This is a genomic window from Mycobacterium botniense (assembly GCF_010723305.1).
GTDB classification, from domain to species: Bacteria; Actinomycetota; Actinomycetes; order Mycobacteriales; family Mycobacteriaceae; genus Mycobacterium; species Mycobacterium botniense.
This window is the reverse complement of sequence record NZ_BLKW01000002.1, coordinates 1,954,703-1,971,005: the sequence shown is the minus strand read 5'-3', so window position 1 is coordinate 1,971,005 and position 16,303 is coordinate 1,954,703. Positions and strand designations below refer to the sequence as shown.

General features: G+C 62.6%; 18 protein-coding genes. 3 read left to right on the top strand and 15 right to left on the bottom strand.

Annotation, left to right across the window (positions count from 1 at the left end; all coding sequences use genetic code 11):
* Positions 1 to 3 precede the first annotated feature (3 nt).
* The 5 genes from G6N08_RS09290 to G6N08_RS09270 are packed head-to-tail and all read right to left on the bottom strand — an operon-like array spanning position 4 to position 6,475.
* Complete coding sequence (locus tag G6N08_RS09290; protein ID WP_163756273.1) at positions 4 to 1,323, bottom strand: LLM class flavin-dependent oxidoreductase; 1,320 nt, start codon at positions 1,321 to 1,323, stop codon at positions 4 to 6.
* Positions 1,320 to 3,071: an FAD-binding protein gene (locus tag G6N08_RS09285; protein ID WP_163756271.1), complete on the bottom strand. Its 1,752-nt coding sequence runs from the start codon at positions 3,069 to 3,071 to the stop codon at positions 1,320 to 1,322. Before G6N08_RS09285 ends, G6N08_RS09290 begins: the two co-directional genes overlap by 4 nt.
* On the bottom strand, positions 3,068 to 3,985 hold the full coding sequence (locus G6N08_RS09280) for a 3-carboxyethylcatechol 2,3-dioxygenase (protein ID WP_246216653.1): 918 nt from the start codon (positions 3,983 to 3,985) through the stop codon (positions 3,068 to 3,070). The genes G6N08_RS09285 and G6N08_RS09280 overlap by 4 nt, the downstream gene beginning before the upstream one ends.
* Positions 3,933 to 5,612 carry a bifunctional 3-(3-hydroxy-phenyl)propionate/3-hydroxycinnamic acid hydroxylase gene (locus tag G6N08_RS09275; protein WP_163756267.1) on the bottom strand — a complete coding sequence of 560 codons (1,680 nt, stop codon included), beginning with the start codon at positions 5,610 to 5,612 and terminating at the stop codon, positions 3,933 to 3,935. Before G6N08_RS09275 ends, G6N08_RS09280 begins: the two co-directional genes overlap by 53 nt.
* Positions 5,612 to 6,475, bottom strand: a complete 864-nt coding sequence (locus G6N08_RS09270; protein WP_163756266.1) for an alpha/beta fold hydrolase — start codon at positions 6,473 to 6,475, stop codon at positions 5,612 to 5,614. The genes G6N08_RS09275 and G6N08_RS09270 overlap by 1 nt, the downstream gene beginning before the upstream one ends.
* A 137-nt stretch (positions 6,476 to 6,612) precedes the next feature.
* Between G6N08_RS09270 and G6N08_RS09265 the strand changes: the two genes are divergently transcribed.
* Entirely contained in the window at positions 6,613 to 7,278 is a 666-nt protein-coding gene (locus tag G6N08_RS09265; protein WP_163756265.1) for an IclR family transcriptional regulator, read from the top strand.
* A 14-nt stretch (positions 7,279 to 7,292) separates the two neighbouring features.
* The gene (locus G6N08_RS09260; RefSeq protein ID WP_163756264.1) at positions 7,293 to 8,909 is read left to right on the top strand and encodes an FAD-dependent oxidoreductase; all 1,617 of its coding nucleotides are present in this window, start codon (positions 7,293 to 7,295) and stop codon (positions 8,907 to 8,909) included.
* On the opposite strand, the gene G6N08_RS09255 is transcribed toward G6N08_RS09260, so the two are convergent.
* The 6 genes from G6N08_RS09255 to G6N08_RS09230 form a co-directional block, all read right to left on the bottom strand.
* Positions 8,906 to 9,220, bottom strand: a complete 315-nt coding sequence (locus G6N08_RS09255) for a hypothetical protein (RefSeq protein ID WP_163756263.1) — start codon at positions 9,218 to 9,220, stop codon at positions 8,906 to 8,908. The genes G6N08_RS09260 and G6N08_RS09255 overlap by 4 nt on opposite strands.
* A 108-nt stretch (positions 9,221 to 9,328) precedes the next feature.
* Positions 9,329 to 9,748: a nuclear transport factor 2 family protein gene (locus tag G6N08_RS09250; RefSeq protein ID WP_163756262.1), complete on the bottom strand. Its 420-nt coding sequence runs from the start codon at positions 9,746 to 9,748 to the stop codon at positions 9,329 to 9,331.
* A 225-nt stretch (positions 9,749 to 9,973) separates the two neighbouring features.
* Entirely contained in the window at positions 9,974 to 10,504 is a 531-nt protein-coding gene (locus tag G6N08_RS09245) for a VOC family protein (RefSeq protein ID WP_163756261.1), read from the bottom strand.
* The gene (locus G6N08_RS09240; RefSeq protein ID WP_163756260.1) at positions 10,501 to 11,517 is read right to left on the bottom strand and encodes a zinc-binding dehydrogenase; all 1,017 of its coding nucleotides are present in this window, start codon (positions 11,515 to 11,517) and stop codon (positions 10,501 to 10,503) included. The genes G6N08_RS09245 and G6N08_RS09240 overlap by 4 nt, the downstream gene beginning before the upstream one ends.
* Before the next feature lie 2 nt (positions 11,518 to 11,519).
* Positions 11,520 to 12,329, bottom strand: coding sequence for an SDR family NAD(P)-dependent oxidoreductase (locus G6N08_RS09235; RefSeq protein ID WP_163756259.1), 810 nt, complete (start codon positions 12,327 to 12,329; stop codon positions 11,520 to 11,522).
* A complete protein-coding gene (locus tag G6N08_RS09230; protein WP_163756258.1) occupies positions 12,326 to 12,763 on the bottom strand; it encodes a nuclear transport factor 2 family protein in 438 nt (145 codons plus the stop codon). Before G6N08_RS09230 ends, G6N08_RS09235 begins: the two co-directional genes overlap by 4 nt.
* A 64-nt stretch (positions 12,764 to 12,827) precedes the next feature.
* On the opposite strand from G6N08_RS09230, the gene G6N08_RS09225 reads away from it, so the two are divergent.
* On the top strand, positions 12,828 to 13,490 hold the full coding sequence (locus G6N08_RS09225; RefSeq protein ID WP_163756257.1) for a TetR family transcriptional regulator: 663 nt from the start codon (positions 12,828 to 12,830) through the stop codon (positions 13,488 to 13,490).
* Positions 13,491 to 13,715: 225 nt separating this feature from the next.
* Here the strand turns inward: G6N08_RS09225 and G6N08_RS09220 are convergent, their stop codons facing one another.
* The 4 genes from G6N08_RS09220 to G6N08_RS09205 all read right to left on the bottom strand — a co-directional run bounded on the left by G6N08_RS09220 (position 13,716) and on the right by G6N08_RS09205 (position 16,167).
* Entirely contained in the window at positions 13,716 to 14,009 is a 294-nt protein-coding gene (locus G6N08_RS09220) for a cytochrome C oxidase subunit IV family protein (protein WP_163756256.1), read from the bottom strand.
* A gap of 3 nt (positions 14,010 to 14,012) precedes the next feature.
* The gene (locus tag G6N08_RS09215) at positions 14,013 to 14,534 is read right to left on the bottom strand and encodes a cytochrome c oxidase subunit 3 (protein ID WP_163756870.1); all 522 of its coding nucleotides are present in this window, start codon (positions 14,532 to 14,534) and stop codon (positions 14,013 to 14,015) included.
* Positions 14,535 to 14,629: 95 nt separating this feature from the next.
* Positions 14,630 to 15,457, bottom strand: coding sequence for a hypothetical protein (locus G6N08_RS09210; RefSeq protein ID WP_163756255.1), 828 nt, complete (start codon positions 15,455 to 15,457; stop codon positions 14,630 to 14,632).
* The gene (locus G6N08_RS09205; protein WP_163756254.1) at positions 15,454 to 16,167 is read right to left on the bottom strand and encodes a hypothetical protein; all 714 of its coding nucleotides are present in this window, start codon (positions 16,165 to 16,167) and stop codon (positions 15,454 to 15,456) included. The genes G6N08_RS09210 and G6N08_RS09205 overlap by 4 nt, the downstream gene beginning before the upstream one ends.
* Positions 16,168 to 16,303 lie beyond the last annotated feature (136 nt).

The following is a 16,303-nucleotide window of genomic DNA, read 5'->3' as shown; positions in this document are numbered from 1 at the left end:
CCACTAAGAGGACCTCTGTTGTTTCGCGCGCTCCTCTTTGGCGCGCTGTGCGGCGATGACACGGCCTTCGTTGATTTCGGCCATCGCCTCGGGAATCTCACTGGCCGTGAACGTGCCGCCGCGGCCGGTGGGCAGCCCACCAAACGAGTAGTTTTCGTCAAACGTTGGCGCAGTGGATTTCGGGCGGCGCGCCTCCACTTTTTCAATCACCGGGGCAAGCTTTTTCGCCTTGTCAGCCACCGCCTTGGCATCCCGCTCGATGAACTCGGGAAGCACCTCTTTGCCCATGATCTCGATTGACTCCATTGTGCCTTCATGGCTGCGCGGATTGAGCAGCAAAATGATCTCATCGACCCCGCTTTCCTCGTAGCCGCGCAAAAACTCTCGCACCGTGGCCGGCGAGCCAATCGCCCCACGTCCAGGCCCATAGGCCAGCGTCGGATCCTTCTCGACCTCTTCGAGATAACGCTTCCAGACCCCAGTCCTTCCGGGTGTGTGTACTCCGGTCATGTAGTAGTGCATAATCCCGAACGAAAAGAAGCCACCCCCTTTGCCGAGGCGTTGCAGTGCCTGCTCGTCGGTTTTGGCCACCATCATCGACAGGTCCCCGCCAATGGCCAGAATGTTCGGGTTGATCGCCGGGGTGAGCGGCGCTCCGTTCTCCTCGAACTCCTTGTAGTAGCCATTGACTCGCTCAGTCAGCGGACCAGGACCGGTATAGGCGAAACTCAGCGCCCCGATGCATTTCTGAGCGGCCATCTGGACCGTAGACGGGCGGGTGCAGGCAACCCAGACCGGTGGGTGAGGTTTCTGCATCGGCTTGGGAATCACATTCCTGGGGGGCATCTCGATGTGCCGGCCTTGGAACCCCGCGAAGGGTTCCTCGGTCATACAACGGATCGCGACCTCCAGCGCCTCCTCCCATTGGGCTCGCTTGTCGGCCGGATCAATGCCGAATCCACCGAGTTCGCCTACAGACGAGGATTCTCCAGTGCCGAACTCCACCCGTCCGTCAGAGATGAGGTCGAGAGTAGCGATCCGCTCGGCGACCCGAGCCGGGTGGTTGACGGCCGGCGGCAAATGCATGATGCCGAACCCGAGCCGGATGTTCTTCGTGCGCTGGCTGGCCGCAGCCAGGAAGATCTCCGGAGCGGTGGAATGACAGTATTCTTCCAGAAAGTGGTGCTCAGTCAGCCACACCGTTGAGAAGCCGGCCTTGTCGGCGGCTTCAACTTCGTCCAGGCAGTCGTGCAGCAGGATCCGCTCGTCATCGGGTGCCCACGGGCGTGGTAAAGCGAACTCGTAGAACAGCGAAATCTTCATGTACTACCTCCGATGTGGTCGAGCGTTGAGTCATGGACGGGCCCAGCCGTGGCCTGACCGGCAATGTGTTTAGCCGCGACGTAGCCAAACGTCATAGCAGGACCGATCGTTGCTCCGGCGCCGGCGTAACTGCGTCCCATCACCGGCGCCGCGGCATTGCCGACCGCGTACAGCCCGCGCAGCACACTACCGTCGACGCGCAGCACACGGGCGTACTCGTCGGTGCACAGACCTCCCGATGTGCCCAGGTCACCGAGCACGATTTGGAAGGCGTAGTAAGGCGGTTTCCCCAGTGGATGCAGATTCGGATTGGGCAGGGTTGGATCTCCGTAATAGTTGTCATAGGCGCTGTCACCACGGTTGAAGTCGTCGTCATGGCCTTTGCGCGCCAACTCGTTGAACCGCGCAGCCGTCTCGCTCAGCTGGCGAGCCGGTACACCGATCTTGGCGGCCAGTTCATCCCAGCTCATGGCGCTCCGCACCACACCAGACTCCAACCAGGCCAAAGGAACTTTGCGTCCGGTGGGCACCGGCGCGCCCGGGATCTTCGGAAGCGGAAGATGGCCAGCGATGACGTAGCGATTCCAGGATCGATGGTCGGTGATGAGCCAGCAGGGTATGTGGGTGATGTTTTGCTTCTGCCCCTCGATCATGGCGTGGCCGAAGTCCATATACGGCGCCGCTTCATTGATGAAGCGTTTTCCCTCGCCGTTGACAATGAACTGCGAGGGCATCATGCGCTCATTGAGCATGAACTGGAGACGGCCATCCGGCCATCGCATAGCCGGGAACCACCACGCTTCATCGAGCATTTCGGTTGCTGCACCGACGTTTTGACCAGCGCGGATACCGTCACCGACGGCGGCGGGGTTGCCGAAGCTCCAGTCCTCGTCAAGGACGGGCTGGTGCTGTTTTCGCCAGGACAGGTCGTGGTCGAAACCCCCGGTAGCCAAGATGACCCCACGCCAAGCCCTGATCCGCTGTGGCTGCCCGTCTTGGTCAACGACCGCGCCGATCACCGAACCCTCAACATCAGTGATCAACTCCGTCATCGGTGCGCCGAGCCACAGGGGAATGCCGCGGTCTTTCATAGCCAGCCGCAGCCGGGCAGCAAGCGACTGCCCGATTGCTGCCATTCGCTCGCCGAATACCCGTGCCCGCACCATGCGCCACATCAATTTCGCCAGGACGGCTTTTCCCGCCCAGGATTGACGAATCTGGTAGAAAAAGCGAAGCTCTTTGGGGCCCAGCCAGATTCCCTTCGGAGCTAGCGCGTGCGGTGGCAGAAGTTCGTGCTCGTGCTCCCCCAGCTTCCGTAAATCGATCGGCGGGACGTTGATGGTGTTGCCGAGCGCCGAGCCACCCGGCAATTCCGGATAGTAATCGGCGTAGCCGGGCTTCCAGACGAACTCGAACCACGAGCTGAGCTGCTCGAGGAATTCCATCATTTTCGGCGCCGCCTCGACGTATTGCCGGATACGCGCCTCGTTGACGAGCCCGCCGGTGATGTGCCGCAGGTATTCGACGACGCCGCGCGGGTCGGGGGCGTAGCCTTCCCGGCGCTGCGCCGGCGCTCCGGGTACCCAGATACCGCCACCCGACAGTGCGGTGGAACCTCCGAAATGCGGCGATTTCTCCACGACTAGCGTTGCCAGACCATGCGCGTTGGCGGTGAGTGCTGCCGTCATTCCGCCACCGCCGGAGCCGACCACGAGGACGTCGACAACATGATCGAACCTCTCGCTCATGCCGGTGCCGCCGTTCTGATGGCAAACCCGGCGATCAGCTCGGCAGCCGCCCTGTAGTAGCGCACTGTCACCCGGTACGCTCCTGCGGCGGCCAGCGCAGCGAAAGCCGCTACCCACGTTCGGATTTCGTGTCCAGAGTTCCCCCCCTCGTAGGTAATGAAGGAATTGGACCAGTCATCGAACGCAGTGAGCTGACCAGAGTCGACGATGTCGAGGAAGCGATGATCCCATTTCGGGTTAAGCGGCCGGCGGTCGCTGCAACCCCGGGCCAAATCCTGCGCGGCCTCAATCACTGTGTTCTCGCGGGCCCGCCGCTGCTCAGATGTCATGGGCCGCCCGTGCACAATGCGTTCCAGGACAGCGCCACTGGCGGCGGGCAGTGCGGGGATGGGCGGGTCATGCGACAGCCCACCGGACCCGATCACCAGGATCCTTTTGTCCAGCCCGGTCAGATAATCACCCACTGCCGTGCCCAGTGCTTTCGAACGATGCAGGGGTCCTAGCGGATTGGCGACGCAGTTGATGAAGATCGGTACCACCGCGGGTGTGACAGCGTCACCGAACAGTTTCTCCAGGGGTTGGACGGTCCCGTGATCGACATCCATGCATTCCGAGATGGCGACGTCTACACCAGCGGCAAGCACCGCTTCGGCGCAGCCCGCGGCAATGCGGCGGTCAACATTGAGGTCCCCAGCCCGGGTGCCGTAGTCGCCGACACCCCGGGCGTGCGTGCCGATACAAAACGGTGGCATCACCTTGTAGAAGAATCCGTTGAAGTGGTCGGGCGCGAAAATGACAACGAGCTCAGGGTCGTAGCGGAAGACGAACTCACGAGCCTGCGTGAGTGCGGCATCGATGTCGTCAAGGAGGTCCTGTGGTGGCCCGGGCAGATTCAGCAGCGGGCTGTGGGACATACAGCACAGGGCCAGTGGCACGGTTTCCTCCCGGAGTCAAGGTGAGGGCCTGGAAAAGCGAGACGCTCAATTCGGGTGCAAGCTGGGCGATGCAGGCTCCGGCGATGCACCGATCAGGGCGCAGGAATAACACAGATTCAGTGTGAACGTCGAACCAGGACTTGAGATCACCGGTCCGATCACCGACGACGACGACATCGGGGTCGTCATGTCCGTCCCAGTGCAGCTGACTGAGGGGGCGGGCTGCAACCAGCCGCGCCCCGAGCGCTTTCCATTTCGAAGATTCCTCGGGGCCAAGAAGGCGGCGCGGACTGTTGTTCCAACACAGAACGGCGAACCAGGGGCCCAGCACGTCGTCTAAGAGCACATTCTGCTGCTCTCGGGTGTCGACGCGCGGCTGGATGAACAGCGTGCCCACCGGGGTGTCGCGCCGGCGCGGCTCACTGTGAACGACCGCTCCCTGCTCATAGCGGGGCATCGGCTTGAACCGCATCTCCAGCACGTATCGCTTCAGTGGCGGTACGAACGACGCTGCCCGCACTGCAATGTCACGGACGGCGGCGACATTGCGGTTGGTCGGAGAGATGACGCGTCCCACCATCGTGGACAGGTCGATCATCGCCCTGGCATGTCTGCGCCGCTCAACGTCGTAGGTGTCCAGCAGCGTATCGCTGGCCTGCCCGTTGACGACTGCAGCAAGTTTCCACCCCAGATTGGCCGCGTCGCGGATACCGCTGTTGTAGCCCTGTCCCTGCCACACCGGCATCAGGTGTGCGGCGTCTCCCGCCAGCAGCATCCGCCCGCGGCGAAAGGCCCCGGCGATACGCGAGTGGTGGGTGTAAATCCGGTGCCGGATTACGTCGACCCGCTCCGGACGCGGCACCAGCAGACCTATCATGGATGTGATGAAGGCCGGATCCTCGGCTTGTTCGTCGGACTCGCTTGCGTGAATCATGAACTCGAACCGCCGGATTCCGTGGGCAATCGAGATCGAGGCGTATGGCCGAGCGGGATCGGCACCGACCTCGCTGTTGGGGTGCCCCAGAGGGTCATTGGCGACGTCGACGACCAACCATCGAGTCGGTGAGGTGGTGCCGTCAAACGACACCCCCATCTCCCGGCGCGTGGTGCTGCGACCGCCGTCGCAGCCGACCACGTACTGCGCGCGCACAGTCGCGCAGTTTCCGTTGGACGCGAGGTTGACCACAACGTCGTCGTGGGTTTGGGTGCACGAGCTCATCGGGTGTGCCCACAGCACCTGAACATGATCGAATCTGTCTAGCCCGCAAAGTAATTCGGCGTCAACCATAGGCTGGACGAACCCGTTGCGTTTGGGCCATCCGAACCGGGCGTCGGGAGGCGCCATCTCGGCGAGTAAGCGGCGCTTGGCGTCGAAGAATCGCAGAATCTGGTTGGGGACGGTGTGCGGCAAAATGCGGTCGACCAGCCCGACCGCCTGGAAGGTGCGCAACGCCTCGTCGTCCAGCCCAACCCCGCGGGGATAGTCGATCAGGGTATCCCGTTCCTCGACCACCAGTGTGCGGACACCCTGCAGGCCAAGGATGTTTGCCAGTGTCAGCCCGACCGGACCGGCCCCGACGATGACGACGTCGACATCGGTGGCCATCAGCGTCCCAACAGGAAGTCGAGATGCAGCCGATTGAAGGTCTTGGGATCCTCATATTGCGGCCAGTGCCCACAACCGGCTATCACTTCGAATCGTGCACCGGGGATCATCGACGCGATACGACGACCTTCCTCCACCTCGGCGGTGGGATCGTCAGTGGTCCACAGCACCAGGGTTGGGGCGGTGATTGCGCCATATTCGGCTGGGCCCAGGAGGTTGCGCGCCCGGATCGTCGGATCCTGCAGGGCCATGATGTCTCGCATCGCCGCGATGAAGCCGGGCTGGCGGTAGATCCGTTGCCGGCTGGCGACCAGATCGTCATAGTCCTTCGACTTGTCGGCCATCAACCATTTGATACGGGCTTGCACAGTCTCCCAGGTTGGGTTCTCCACAGCTGCCATGGACAGCGTGATGATCCGCTGCATCACTGCGGGATCGGCTTGCGAGCCGCCCGCTGTGTTGAGCACGAGCCGGTCCACCTTGTCCGGATGGTCCACGGCGGCCCGTGCGGCCACCCATCCCCCCAGCGATTCGCCGCTCACGCTGGCCCGCTCGGCACCGATGGTGTGCAGAACCGCCATCAGGTGTTCGACGTAATGCCGAATTTCTAACGGGTGGCCGGGTTTGTCGGTGTATCCGTGCCCGAGCATGTCGATCGCCCAGGTCCAGAAATGCTGAGCGTGCGCCTCCAGATTGCGCACGTAGGCCTCGGCGTGTCCGCCGGACCCGTGCAGCAGGACCAGCACCGGCTTGTCTGGATCGCCGGCGCAGAGATACCGGGTGCGGACTCCGCCCGCGCTGAGATAACCCTGCGAAAACGCAACCCCCTGAAGGTCGCTCCAGATGCTCTCGTGCTCCGGCACCCGATTCCTCTCAGCTCGAGGCGAAGGTGAGGTTCTCGCAAACGACACGGTCTGTGTGCTAATATCGCACAATTATGTGCTTTATATAGTAGAGCATCACTCTCGTCATATCGGCTGTCAAGGGGCGCGCAGAGCTCATGAACGGTTCTCAGACACTGGCCCGAGGGCTCCATGCGCTCCAACTGGTGGCTGCCGCCCCCGCGGGGCTGACCGCACAACAGGTTGCCGACCAGGTTGGTGTGCACCGGACGATCGCTCATCGCCTGCTGGTGACGCTCGCCCACTTCCGATTGGTGGCCAAGGGCGAGGACGGCCGTTACCGGCCGGCGGCCGGCCTCGCCGTGCTGGGCGCGTCGTTTGACCGCAATCTGCGCCAATTGAGCCTGCCGACACTGCGCGCTCTGGCCGACGATCTCGGCACCACGGTGTCGCTGCTGGTCGCTGAGGGCAATGAGCAAGTAGCGATCGCGGTGATCGTGCCGACCCAGGTGGCCTATCAACTCGCCTTCCACGAGGGCAGCCGCTATCCACTGAATCGGGGGGCCGCCGGAATCGCACTGCTGGCGAGCATGCCCCCCCGTCCCGGGGAACGGGACCTCGTCACAACCGCGCGTACACAAGGCTGGGTGATCACCTACGGGGAGATCGAGCCGAATACCTACGGTCTCGCTGTGCCGGTATACCGCCGGCCGCCGTCACCGCCGACATGTATCAACCTCATCTCACATCGCGAAGACGTGGTGATGCGCGGCAAGGACGCGGTCATCAAGGCCGCCGCGCAGTTGGCGGCGATCCTCAACTGAAAGGATGCACCCCCATGCCGTCTTGGGATCAGGAAGCCGACGTCGTCGTATTGGGCAGCGGCGCCGCAGGCCTGACGGCTGCATTGACCGCGGCGGTCAACGGCGCAAGGGTGCGGGTTTTCGAGAAGGCACCCACCGTCGGGGGGACCACCGCGGTGTCGGGCGGCATCGTGTGGATTCCCGCGCATCATCGCTCACCCGACGGGGAATTGACGGTGGCGGACGCGTTGACATACCTGCGCTCCCAGTCTTTTGGTTCGATGGACGAGGTTCTGGTCGAAACCTTCGTGCGTACCGGTGAGCCGATGCTCGACTTCGTCGAGGACCACAGCGGGCTGCGCTTCGAAATCGCCACCGGATTCCCGGATTACAAACCCGAGCTGCCGGGAGGGAAGCCGGCCGGAGGTCGTTCGTTCAGTGCCGCACCAGTCGATCTCAGCCAGCTCAGTGAGTGGCGCGATCGCATCACGTCGTTTCCCGCCGACTGGTCCAACGTCGGATTCGACGCCGAGACGCGCGCGCGGCTTCATGCAGATGTCGATGACCGGTCGGCAGACTTTTGCGTCGCGGGCACGGCGCTGGTGGCGGGACTGCTCAAGGGGTTGCTGGACTTAGACGTGACGCCCGAGACGAACGCAAGGGCTATCAAACTGGTCGGCGACGGCCCGGGCATCACCGGGGCGCTGATCGAGTATCCCGACCGGCGCCTGGCGGTACACGCTCGCCGCGGTGTTATTTTAGGTACCGGCGGATTCGAGTGGGATTCCAAGTTGGTCAATGCCTTTCTCCGTGGCCCGATGCACGGCGCGGTATCTCCGCCGAACAACACCGGAGATGGTCTGCGCATGGCGATGACTCACGGTGCTGACCTTTGTAACATGGGTGAAGCGTGGTGGGTGCCGATTGTGCAAATTCCTGGCGATACGATCGAGGGTCAACAACGGAGTCGAAGTGTGCGCCTTGAGCGGACACGTCCGCGCAGTATCATCGTCAACCGGGTCGGCCGCCGGTTCGTCAACGAGGCGTGCGACTACAACTCGATGGCCGGCGCTTTCCACTATCTTGATCCCCGAGACGGGTATGTCAACGATCCGGCGTGGATCGTTTTCGACTCTCTGCACGTGAAACGCTATGGATTCCTCGGGGTTGCACCGGGAGAACCCATCCCCGATTGGTTCTGCGCGTCAGCCGACCTGGCGGAGCTCGCGGCTAAGACCGGCATCGACGCCGAAGGGCTTGCCGATACCGTGCGGCGGTGGAACCGCAACGTCGCTGCCGGGGTGGATCCTGACTTCGGGCGCGGTGCGAGCGCCTACGACGGCTATTGGGGCGACAACAGCGCGTTGACACTCGCCGGTAAGACGCTTGGGCCGATCGACACACCGCCGTATTACGCAGTGCCGGTGTCGATCGGTGCGATGGGCACTAAGGGAGGACCGCGCACTGACCGTGATGGACGCGTGCAGCATGTCAGTGGGGCACCGATACCAGGACTGTTTGCCGCGGGCAACGCAATGGCCGGAGTAACCGGTCGAGCCTACGGCGGTGCTGGCGGAACGATCGGTCCTGCAATGGTTTTCGGATTCCGTGCCGGCTACACCGCCACGACGGGGCGATCCTTTGACAGTTAAGTTTCAGCGCCGCCTTCGCTTTCGACGTCGAAACCTTCCTCGTCACTGATGTTCCCCAGAATTTCGTCGTACAAAACGTCTGGCTCGAACATGTCCGGGTTCAAGGCGCGGTCTTCGTGCGCGACTTCCCCTTCTGGCTGGTGACCGTCCCGCCGAAAAGACGTCGGGCTGAGCGCTTCGCCGGACCCGCGATGTTTCCACCAATCGCGGGCCAGTAGCAAAAGACCGAGCATCGCTAAGCCAATGACGACCAAAGCGATGACAGTGCTGCCGGTCACGATAGCCACTGCCAGCACGATCATGCCGGTCACGGCCACTACGAGTACAGCGATCAGGGTTGATCATCCCTCTCTGAGCTGAGGATGCAGCTGCTGTGATTATTACGTAAGACCGTGAAGCCGCTGAACCTCACCGCCGGCTCAACCTCCTGCCGATCGCTCGACAGCGGAGCTCACGGCCGGGCGATCAGGTGACCACGGCTCAGATGCCCAGTATTCGCGCAGGCTTGCGATCTGTTCGCCTTCGAACTCGAGGATGGCTACTTCCCGCATCCGTTTGCGCTGGCCTTGGACGAGGTCGTCGAATATGGCTTCCCACTCAGCGATCACAGTGGTGCCGTCGTCAGCCGAGTAAAGATTGATCAGGTGCGCTTCGATGTTGGCCTGTTCCTGTACGACTTTGGTTTGCCAGTAGTTGCGGATACCGGCCCGGGTGCGGATAGGCTCTTGTAACACGCGCTCATGGTAGGTGGCGTCGTCGGTAAAGATGGTGACAATGAGGTCGGGATCCTGGGTCATCCACGCGCGTAGGTACGTCTCGATCGTCTTTCTTGTATCCATCGTTCTACGGTGCGAGTTCAATTAATGGAGAGCAGAGCGCAGTGTGGGATACCGGCGTCCACTGCGGGTGGTGTTCCTGTTCGCCGCGACATCGCTACCACGTCTTTACGCACGAGGCAATGGTAACGCCGAGCTAGTGTCGCCCGCGTCTGCCGCGGGCCGGCCGCTACGGCAGGTGTTTTTCAACGTTAAACCGCCTGGTCCGAACCGTCTTCGGTTTAGCCCCTATCCGCCCCGGAGCACCCGGACCGGGTCACTTCCGTCCCACCCGTCCGCGGCATCACGCACCAGTTGGGCCATAGCTACGGTGGCGTCCGTTCGCTCCATGACTTCGAACACCGCGGCCGGCCCGCCCGCAGACTCGAGATAGGCGAAGCGGGTGCCCTCGTCCGCGCCGCCGGAGAAGACCACCGGCCAGCCGACGGCGGTCGCGTTCCGCACTGCTTCGTCGAAATTATCTGCCCACCAAGCAAACTGATGAAAACCCTCACGGCCGGACGAAAGGAACTCGGTGAAGATGCTGGGCGTGTCGTCCTCTTGGTGGATTACCTCAATCTGCAGCTCGCCGGAGTTGGCAAACCCGACCGACAGCGTCACCTCGGATGGCCGGCCGCGGTACAGCACCCGCTGGTGCTGCCCGCGAATCACATACCAGGGCCCCACCCCCAGCGCCAGCCAACTTGCCACCGCCCGGTCGAAATCGCGCACGACGTAGCCGATCTGACGGATCGGGCCCGGCAGGACTATATCTCTCATCGGCTGTGGCGGACGACGATGCGCGGCGCTCCCTGCGCCTTGCGGACCAGGTCGAGCGCCTCGGGGACCTGATCGAGACCGATCAACGTCCCGATGGCCGGCCGCGGGTCGAGACGCCCCTGGATGACCGCTTCCAGCGTGCCGTACCAGTCAACCGGATGCGGGCCTCCGCCGAACTGGATGGTGGCGCCCTTGTGTGTGGCGGCGGTGACGGACACCGCGTCGTTGCCATACCAGCCGCCCGCCGCGTAGACGCGGGCCCCGAACTCGCACGAATCCACGATGCGCTGCAGCAGCCCATGTGCGCCCACGCACTCGAAGATCACCTGGGGCTTGGTGATCCCCGTGTCACGGGCCACTTCACGCCACACCTGGTAGGGCGATCGCTCTGCCGGGTTGACCACGACATCGGCACCGAACTTCCGCGCGCAGTCCAAACGCGAGGTGTTGTAGTCCGACACGATGATGGGGCCGATTCCGCGCGTGTCCAGAGCAGCAACCGTCGACAGGCCGATCGCCCCGGCACCGATCACCAGCGGGAGCTCTCCCGGGGCGATGGCGGAGCAGCGCACGTAGAACTCCCTCACCGCGAACGCGTCAACAAGCGCGACGGCGTCGTCCGGCACGCTGTCGGGGACGGTACGCGCCAGCACCTCCGAGACGAGCATCGCGTCGCCGAAGGCACCGGGAGCGTCGGGGTCATGGCCGATCACATGGAGCTTTTCGGCGCGGATCAGCAGAGGCATGCTGGTCACGCGAGAACCCAGCGGGAAATCAGCCGAGCAGGCGGGCCCATGGCCCACCACCTCGCCGATAAACTCGTGGCCCATCACCACGTCACGGTCCTCGTCCCAGACGAACCGCTCCGAAGAGTTCGGATAGTCCAGGTAATGCACGTCAGAGGCACACAGGGCGGCGACCAGCGGACGTACCAACAGCTCGCCGGGACCTGGTACCGGATCCGTAGTCTCACGGACCTGTAACCGACCGCCGCGCAACACGACCGCGCGCATACCTACCGTCCCGTCGCCCGCTCGCCGGCGAAGTCCGCCGTCGCCGCGCTCGTCATCTCCACCAATACACGACGGTCAACGGTCCACACCTGCGATGCCATGGATCGGTTCGTCTCCCCGACAACGTAAGTGGGGCCGTTGCCGATATTGTCGATGATCTCGCATGCGACGTCCTCGGGCATCATGTCGCGAGTTGGGTCGTAGACGACGCCCATCCGCTGCAGTGCCTCGGTATAGGTCGTGCCGAGCGGCATGCAGCACACGTCGACACCGTGCGGACGCAATTCGGCCCACAGACCCTCGGCGAAGTTCACATTGAAGGCTTTGACCGCCGAATACACGGCAAGGCGCGCCGCGCCCGAGAGACAGGCCAGCGAACCGACCAGCACCATGCCGCCTCGGCCCCGATCGCGCATCGCCGGCGCGAACTGCCGTGCCAACGTGACCGGGCCGATACACGCCAGCTTGATCTGCCGCAACGAGAACTCCAAATCGTCCTCGAGGAATTCATTGGTGCGGTTGGCCGCGCCGGCGTTGTAGATCACCAGCCCCACCTCGAGCCCGCCGGTGGCGTCGGCCACCCGGACGCCGACGTCCGGGTCGGTGAGGTCGAGCACCACAGGTCGCACCTGCACCCCATGGCGTTCGCGCACACCCGCGGCGACCCGATTAAGCCGCGGCCCGTTGCGGGCGATGAGCACCAGGTCCAGTCCGCGCACCGCTAATCGGTCGGCGAGGCTCGCGCCGATGCCTTCCGAGGCGCCCGCGATCAGCGCCCACTGACCGTATTTGACGGCGAATTCGTCAGTCATGACTGCCCTGCGATTGGCATGGGCACCTGGCCTGCGGTCAGTATCCGGGCGGTGCGTGAGATCCGGCTGCGGATGCGCCAACCCTCGGCGGTGCGGACCAAAACGTCGTCGTAGTGCCCGATCGCGTCGACCCAGTTGTTGGGATCGTCGGCCGTCACCATCAGAACCGCATGCACATAGGACCGCACCGTTGCCTGATCCCCGTCGGCGGCGATCACGAAATTCGACATCCGGTGATATGTCGGTCCCATGTTCGTGTGGATCTTCTTCATGGCGCCGGTGATCTCGTCGGCGGTCGAGAAGTGGCCGATGGTGTCGTAGTCGGCGTCGATCTCGGCAGTCCAGCAGCTACGGAACAGCGGCCAGTCGCGCCGGTCGATGCCGGTGGCGTAGCGGATCAGCACCGTGGCGATGTGCGCTCGGTCATCCTCCATGACAGGAACGGTAGGCAGATATTCGACTTAGGTCAACTTTTACTGATCACCATATACTGGATCTGTGTTGGCTGTTAGACCAGATGGCGTTGCTGACCCAAGTCAGCGGCGTGCTTCCCTTCGGCAAGCACGTTCGCGCCAGACCAAGCGCGCACTGCTGCAGGCCGCCGTCGCACTGTGGCGCGCGAACGGCTACGCACACACGACGGTTGCCGATATCTGCCGAGCGGCCGGAGTGTCCAAAGCGCTGTTCTACTTCTACTTCCCGCGCAAAGAAGACGTGCTCTTCGAGATTGGTGTGCTGTCCACCCAGGCCGCCCACCGCACGGCCCACCAACTGCTGCAAAAACCCTACGAGGTGCCCCAGGTCATCGCGGCCGCCCTCGCCAGCCTGGAACGCTCAATGCGGCGTAACCCGCGGGAACTGATCATCGAGACGATTCTGGAGGGCTATCGCCAGGAGCACCGGATACTCGCCGCTGGACGGCAGCTTGAGGGCACTGCGCTGATCTTCGCCGAACTATTCGAAAAAGCCCAGGCCGACGGCAAAATCCCCGCCCATGTCGACGTGCACCATCTGGCCAATGTAGCCCAGTCTTTGGTCAGTGAGGGTGCCCGGCACTGGGCCGCAGGTGAATACGGAGAGCGGTCGTTCACCGACGTTGTAGCGCGCGACATTAGCGCATTCCTCGCAGGTGTCAGCGCCCAAGCCAGCAATGATGGCTGACTAGAAGTAGGCGCTCGGCCGGAAGGACCGCGAAGGCACAAACCATTCAGCTTCGGCGTAGGAAAGCGAAGGCGCAGTGGATCGACACCCTCTGCCATGTCGGTGTCGCCGACGACGATTACATCGACGCCTCGCGGAGTTGCCGGGGCGGTTGCGTGGTTCGCGGCGTGCGAGTTTCGCCTGTCACCTGGTCATTGCCGCTCAGCAGGCATACCGCTTGACGCTTCATCGCCAGATCGCCATGCCCGTGAAGTAGCTCGCCAGCAGGGACACGGCCATAAGCACCACCCAGGCATCGGTGAGCCGGCAGAGCACGGCCGGGGCGTGCCGTACTTCCATGAACTCCCGGAAGATGATGCGTACCTTAATCACTGCCATCAGGATCGCACTGGTCGTGACCACAGCACTGGGCCGCGCCGCCCGAGCGGGATCCACTGAACCCACCCACAGATAGGCCAACGTGATCGCCGAAAGAGCAAGCCAGACCACGAGCAGCCTTTTTCTGAACCCGGTATCCACTGGTCACCTCACGATATAGAGCAATGCGAAGATCACGACCCACAAGAAGTCGACGGTGTGCCAGTAGGTGGCACCCGTTTCGACAAGCTCCTGCGATCTCCGCGCAGAACTGCGCAGCTGATACACGACAACACCCAGAGCGACGAAGCCGATCAACAGGTGCAGGAGGTGGATCCCGGTGAGAAAGAAATAGTGCACGAAAAACTCGTTGGTGGAGAACCCGAATCCACGACGGACGTATGCGGCCCATTCGGACACCTTCGAAACGAGGAAGACCGCACCGAAAAAGATGGTGGCCAAAGCGTTTCTAAAAGCCGAGTGAAACATCCCGGCACGGGAGGCCTGAACGCATCGTGCCATTGACCAAGAACTCATCAACAAAACGAGCGTTTCGAAGACGCCGGCGCGCAGATTGAGTTGTGCCTGAGATCGTAAGTAAAGCTCGGGATTTTGGGTACGACAGATCATATAGACGATGAAATAGCTAGTGAAAACTAGCGCTTCGAAGAGAACAAACGCCCACATGTCGGGCTGTCCGGGAACGAACCGGACAGAACCTTTTGCGGCGGTTTGCCCACCTGTGTCGTACGGCCGCGAACCAGTATCCTCCACAGGCTCGGTCACTGTGCCTTCTCTGCCATGTGAGCAGCGGCGCTATGCTCGGTCGGTGCCAGATCAGGAAGCGGCCCGGTACCGAAATCCTCACGCCCAATCATCTGCCTGAGCAGCAGGATGAACACACCGGTGTAGAAGCCGAACACGACCATGTCAATCCACCATGCAATCACGCCGTTCCAGGCTAAGACGCCCCTTTTGAAAATCCACGCCGGTGAAACGACGACCTCGGTGAGCGCGTTACAGAGGTTGAGATAACCGAACCACTTTGGGAGCACCCGATTGCGGTCGATGAGGATCGCGAGCATCCATATCAAAGAGCCGATTAGAAAAACACCCATGGTTCCGATGAACGATAAGAATGCGAAGTCATAGAGCCAGAAAACAAGTTGGGGATCGCGGTCGGGCCGCATCGCGCCCACGGTCAGGACGATACACATCAACAGCATGCCCGGAATCGCGCTTAACGAGTACAGGACAAGGTAGGAATACGCGAAGGCTGGGCTGATCGACATACGCCGCATCGAATAGGCGATCAGCGCGTTGGTCGGCGCTGTCATGCCGGTGAGTAGGAACATCATTCCGAACCCGACGAGTATGCCGTAGTGGTTGTGGTTGAACCACTGCACGACCCGTGGGGGGTCCCAGCCGGGGCTCGGCGGCGGCTGCGTGCGGCTCAGCACAAAGAAGGCCACCGCGAAGACGTTGTAGAAGACGATTGTCGTCCACCACGCGAACCACAGCTCGCGCTTCGGGTTGTAGCGACAGTGCCAGACGAACCGGCGAAACAACGGTCGGCAGGGCCGCTCCAGTGCGGTCACCGCCGTGCTCATGGGCAAACCTCATCCTCGACACGCTGGCGCCGGATCGCTTGGCCGAGAACGACTGCCATCACGACGATCCAGACGGCGATGGCGATGTTTTTGACCCAGAACGGCAGCAAGCCGTTCCAGGACATGGGCCCGCTCAGCGCAAGACCGGTGAAGGCCGCCGGGGCCAATGCCGCTGCGACGAGGAGATTGAAATGCGCGACCCACGGCTTGAACACCGGTCGGGGCTGCTGGTCCCAGTAAATCGCCAGCGCCAGCAGCACACTTTGCATGATCAGGTAAGGAACCTGGATGGTAAAGGTGACCCATGCCAGATCGTTGAACAGTTGGGTCAATTCGGGAGGCCGTTCCGGCCGGAACGCGGCCAGCAACCAAAACAGGTTGGCAATAAGGAAGATCGCGGGACCACCGGCGGCACAGGCCAGCATGCAATAGGACAATATCGGCGTGCGATGCGCCATCCGGCGCATCTGCATCACCAGCAGCATCAGGATCGGGATCAGACCCACGCAAAACCAGTTGAACACGATCATGCTGTAGCGAATGCGTGGGAGGTTCGCGGGATCACGATAGAAGGCAGCGACTCGCTCTGCCGACATCGTCGGCGGCATGGGATGGACGAAACCCGGGAACAAGAAAAACGCGGAGATCCAGATGATCGCCACCGCGGGCAACGTCCAAAACAGGATCAGCTCACCATCGGTCCGTCTCATTGTCGTGGATCCCCACCGGGAGCGCTTTCAGGCATCGATGACTCCCATCGCCACGCCGCGCAATTGCGTGCCTACCGGCCACGGGCAAACTAGCCGATCGGCTAGCCAAGGTCAAGGGTGCACTCGCTGAGGCGCT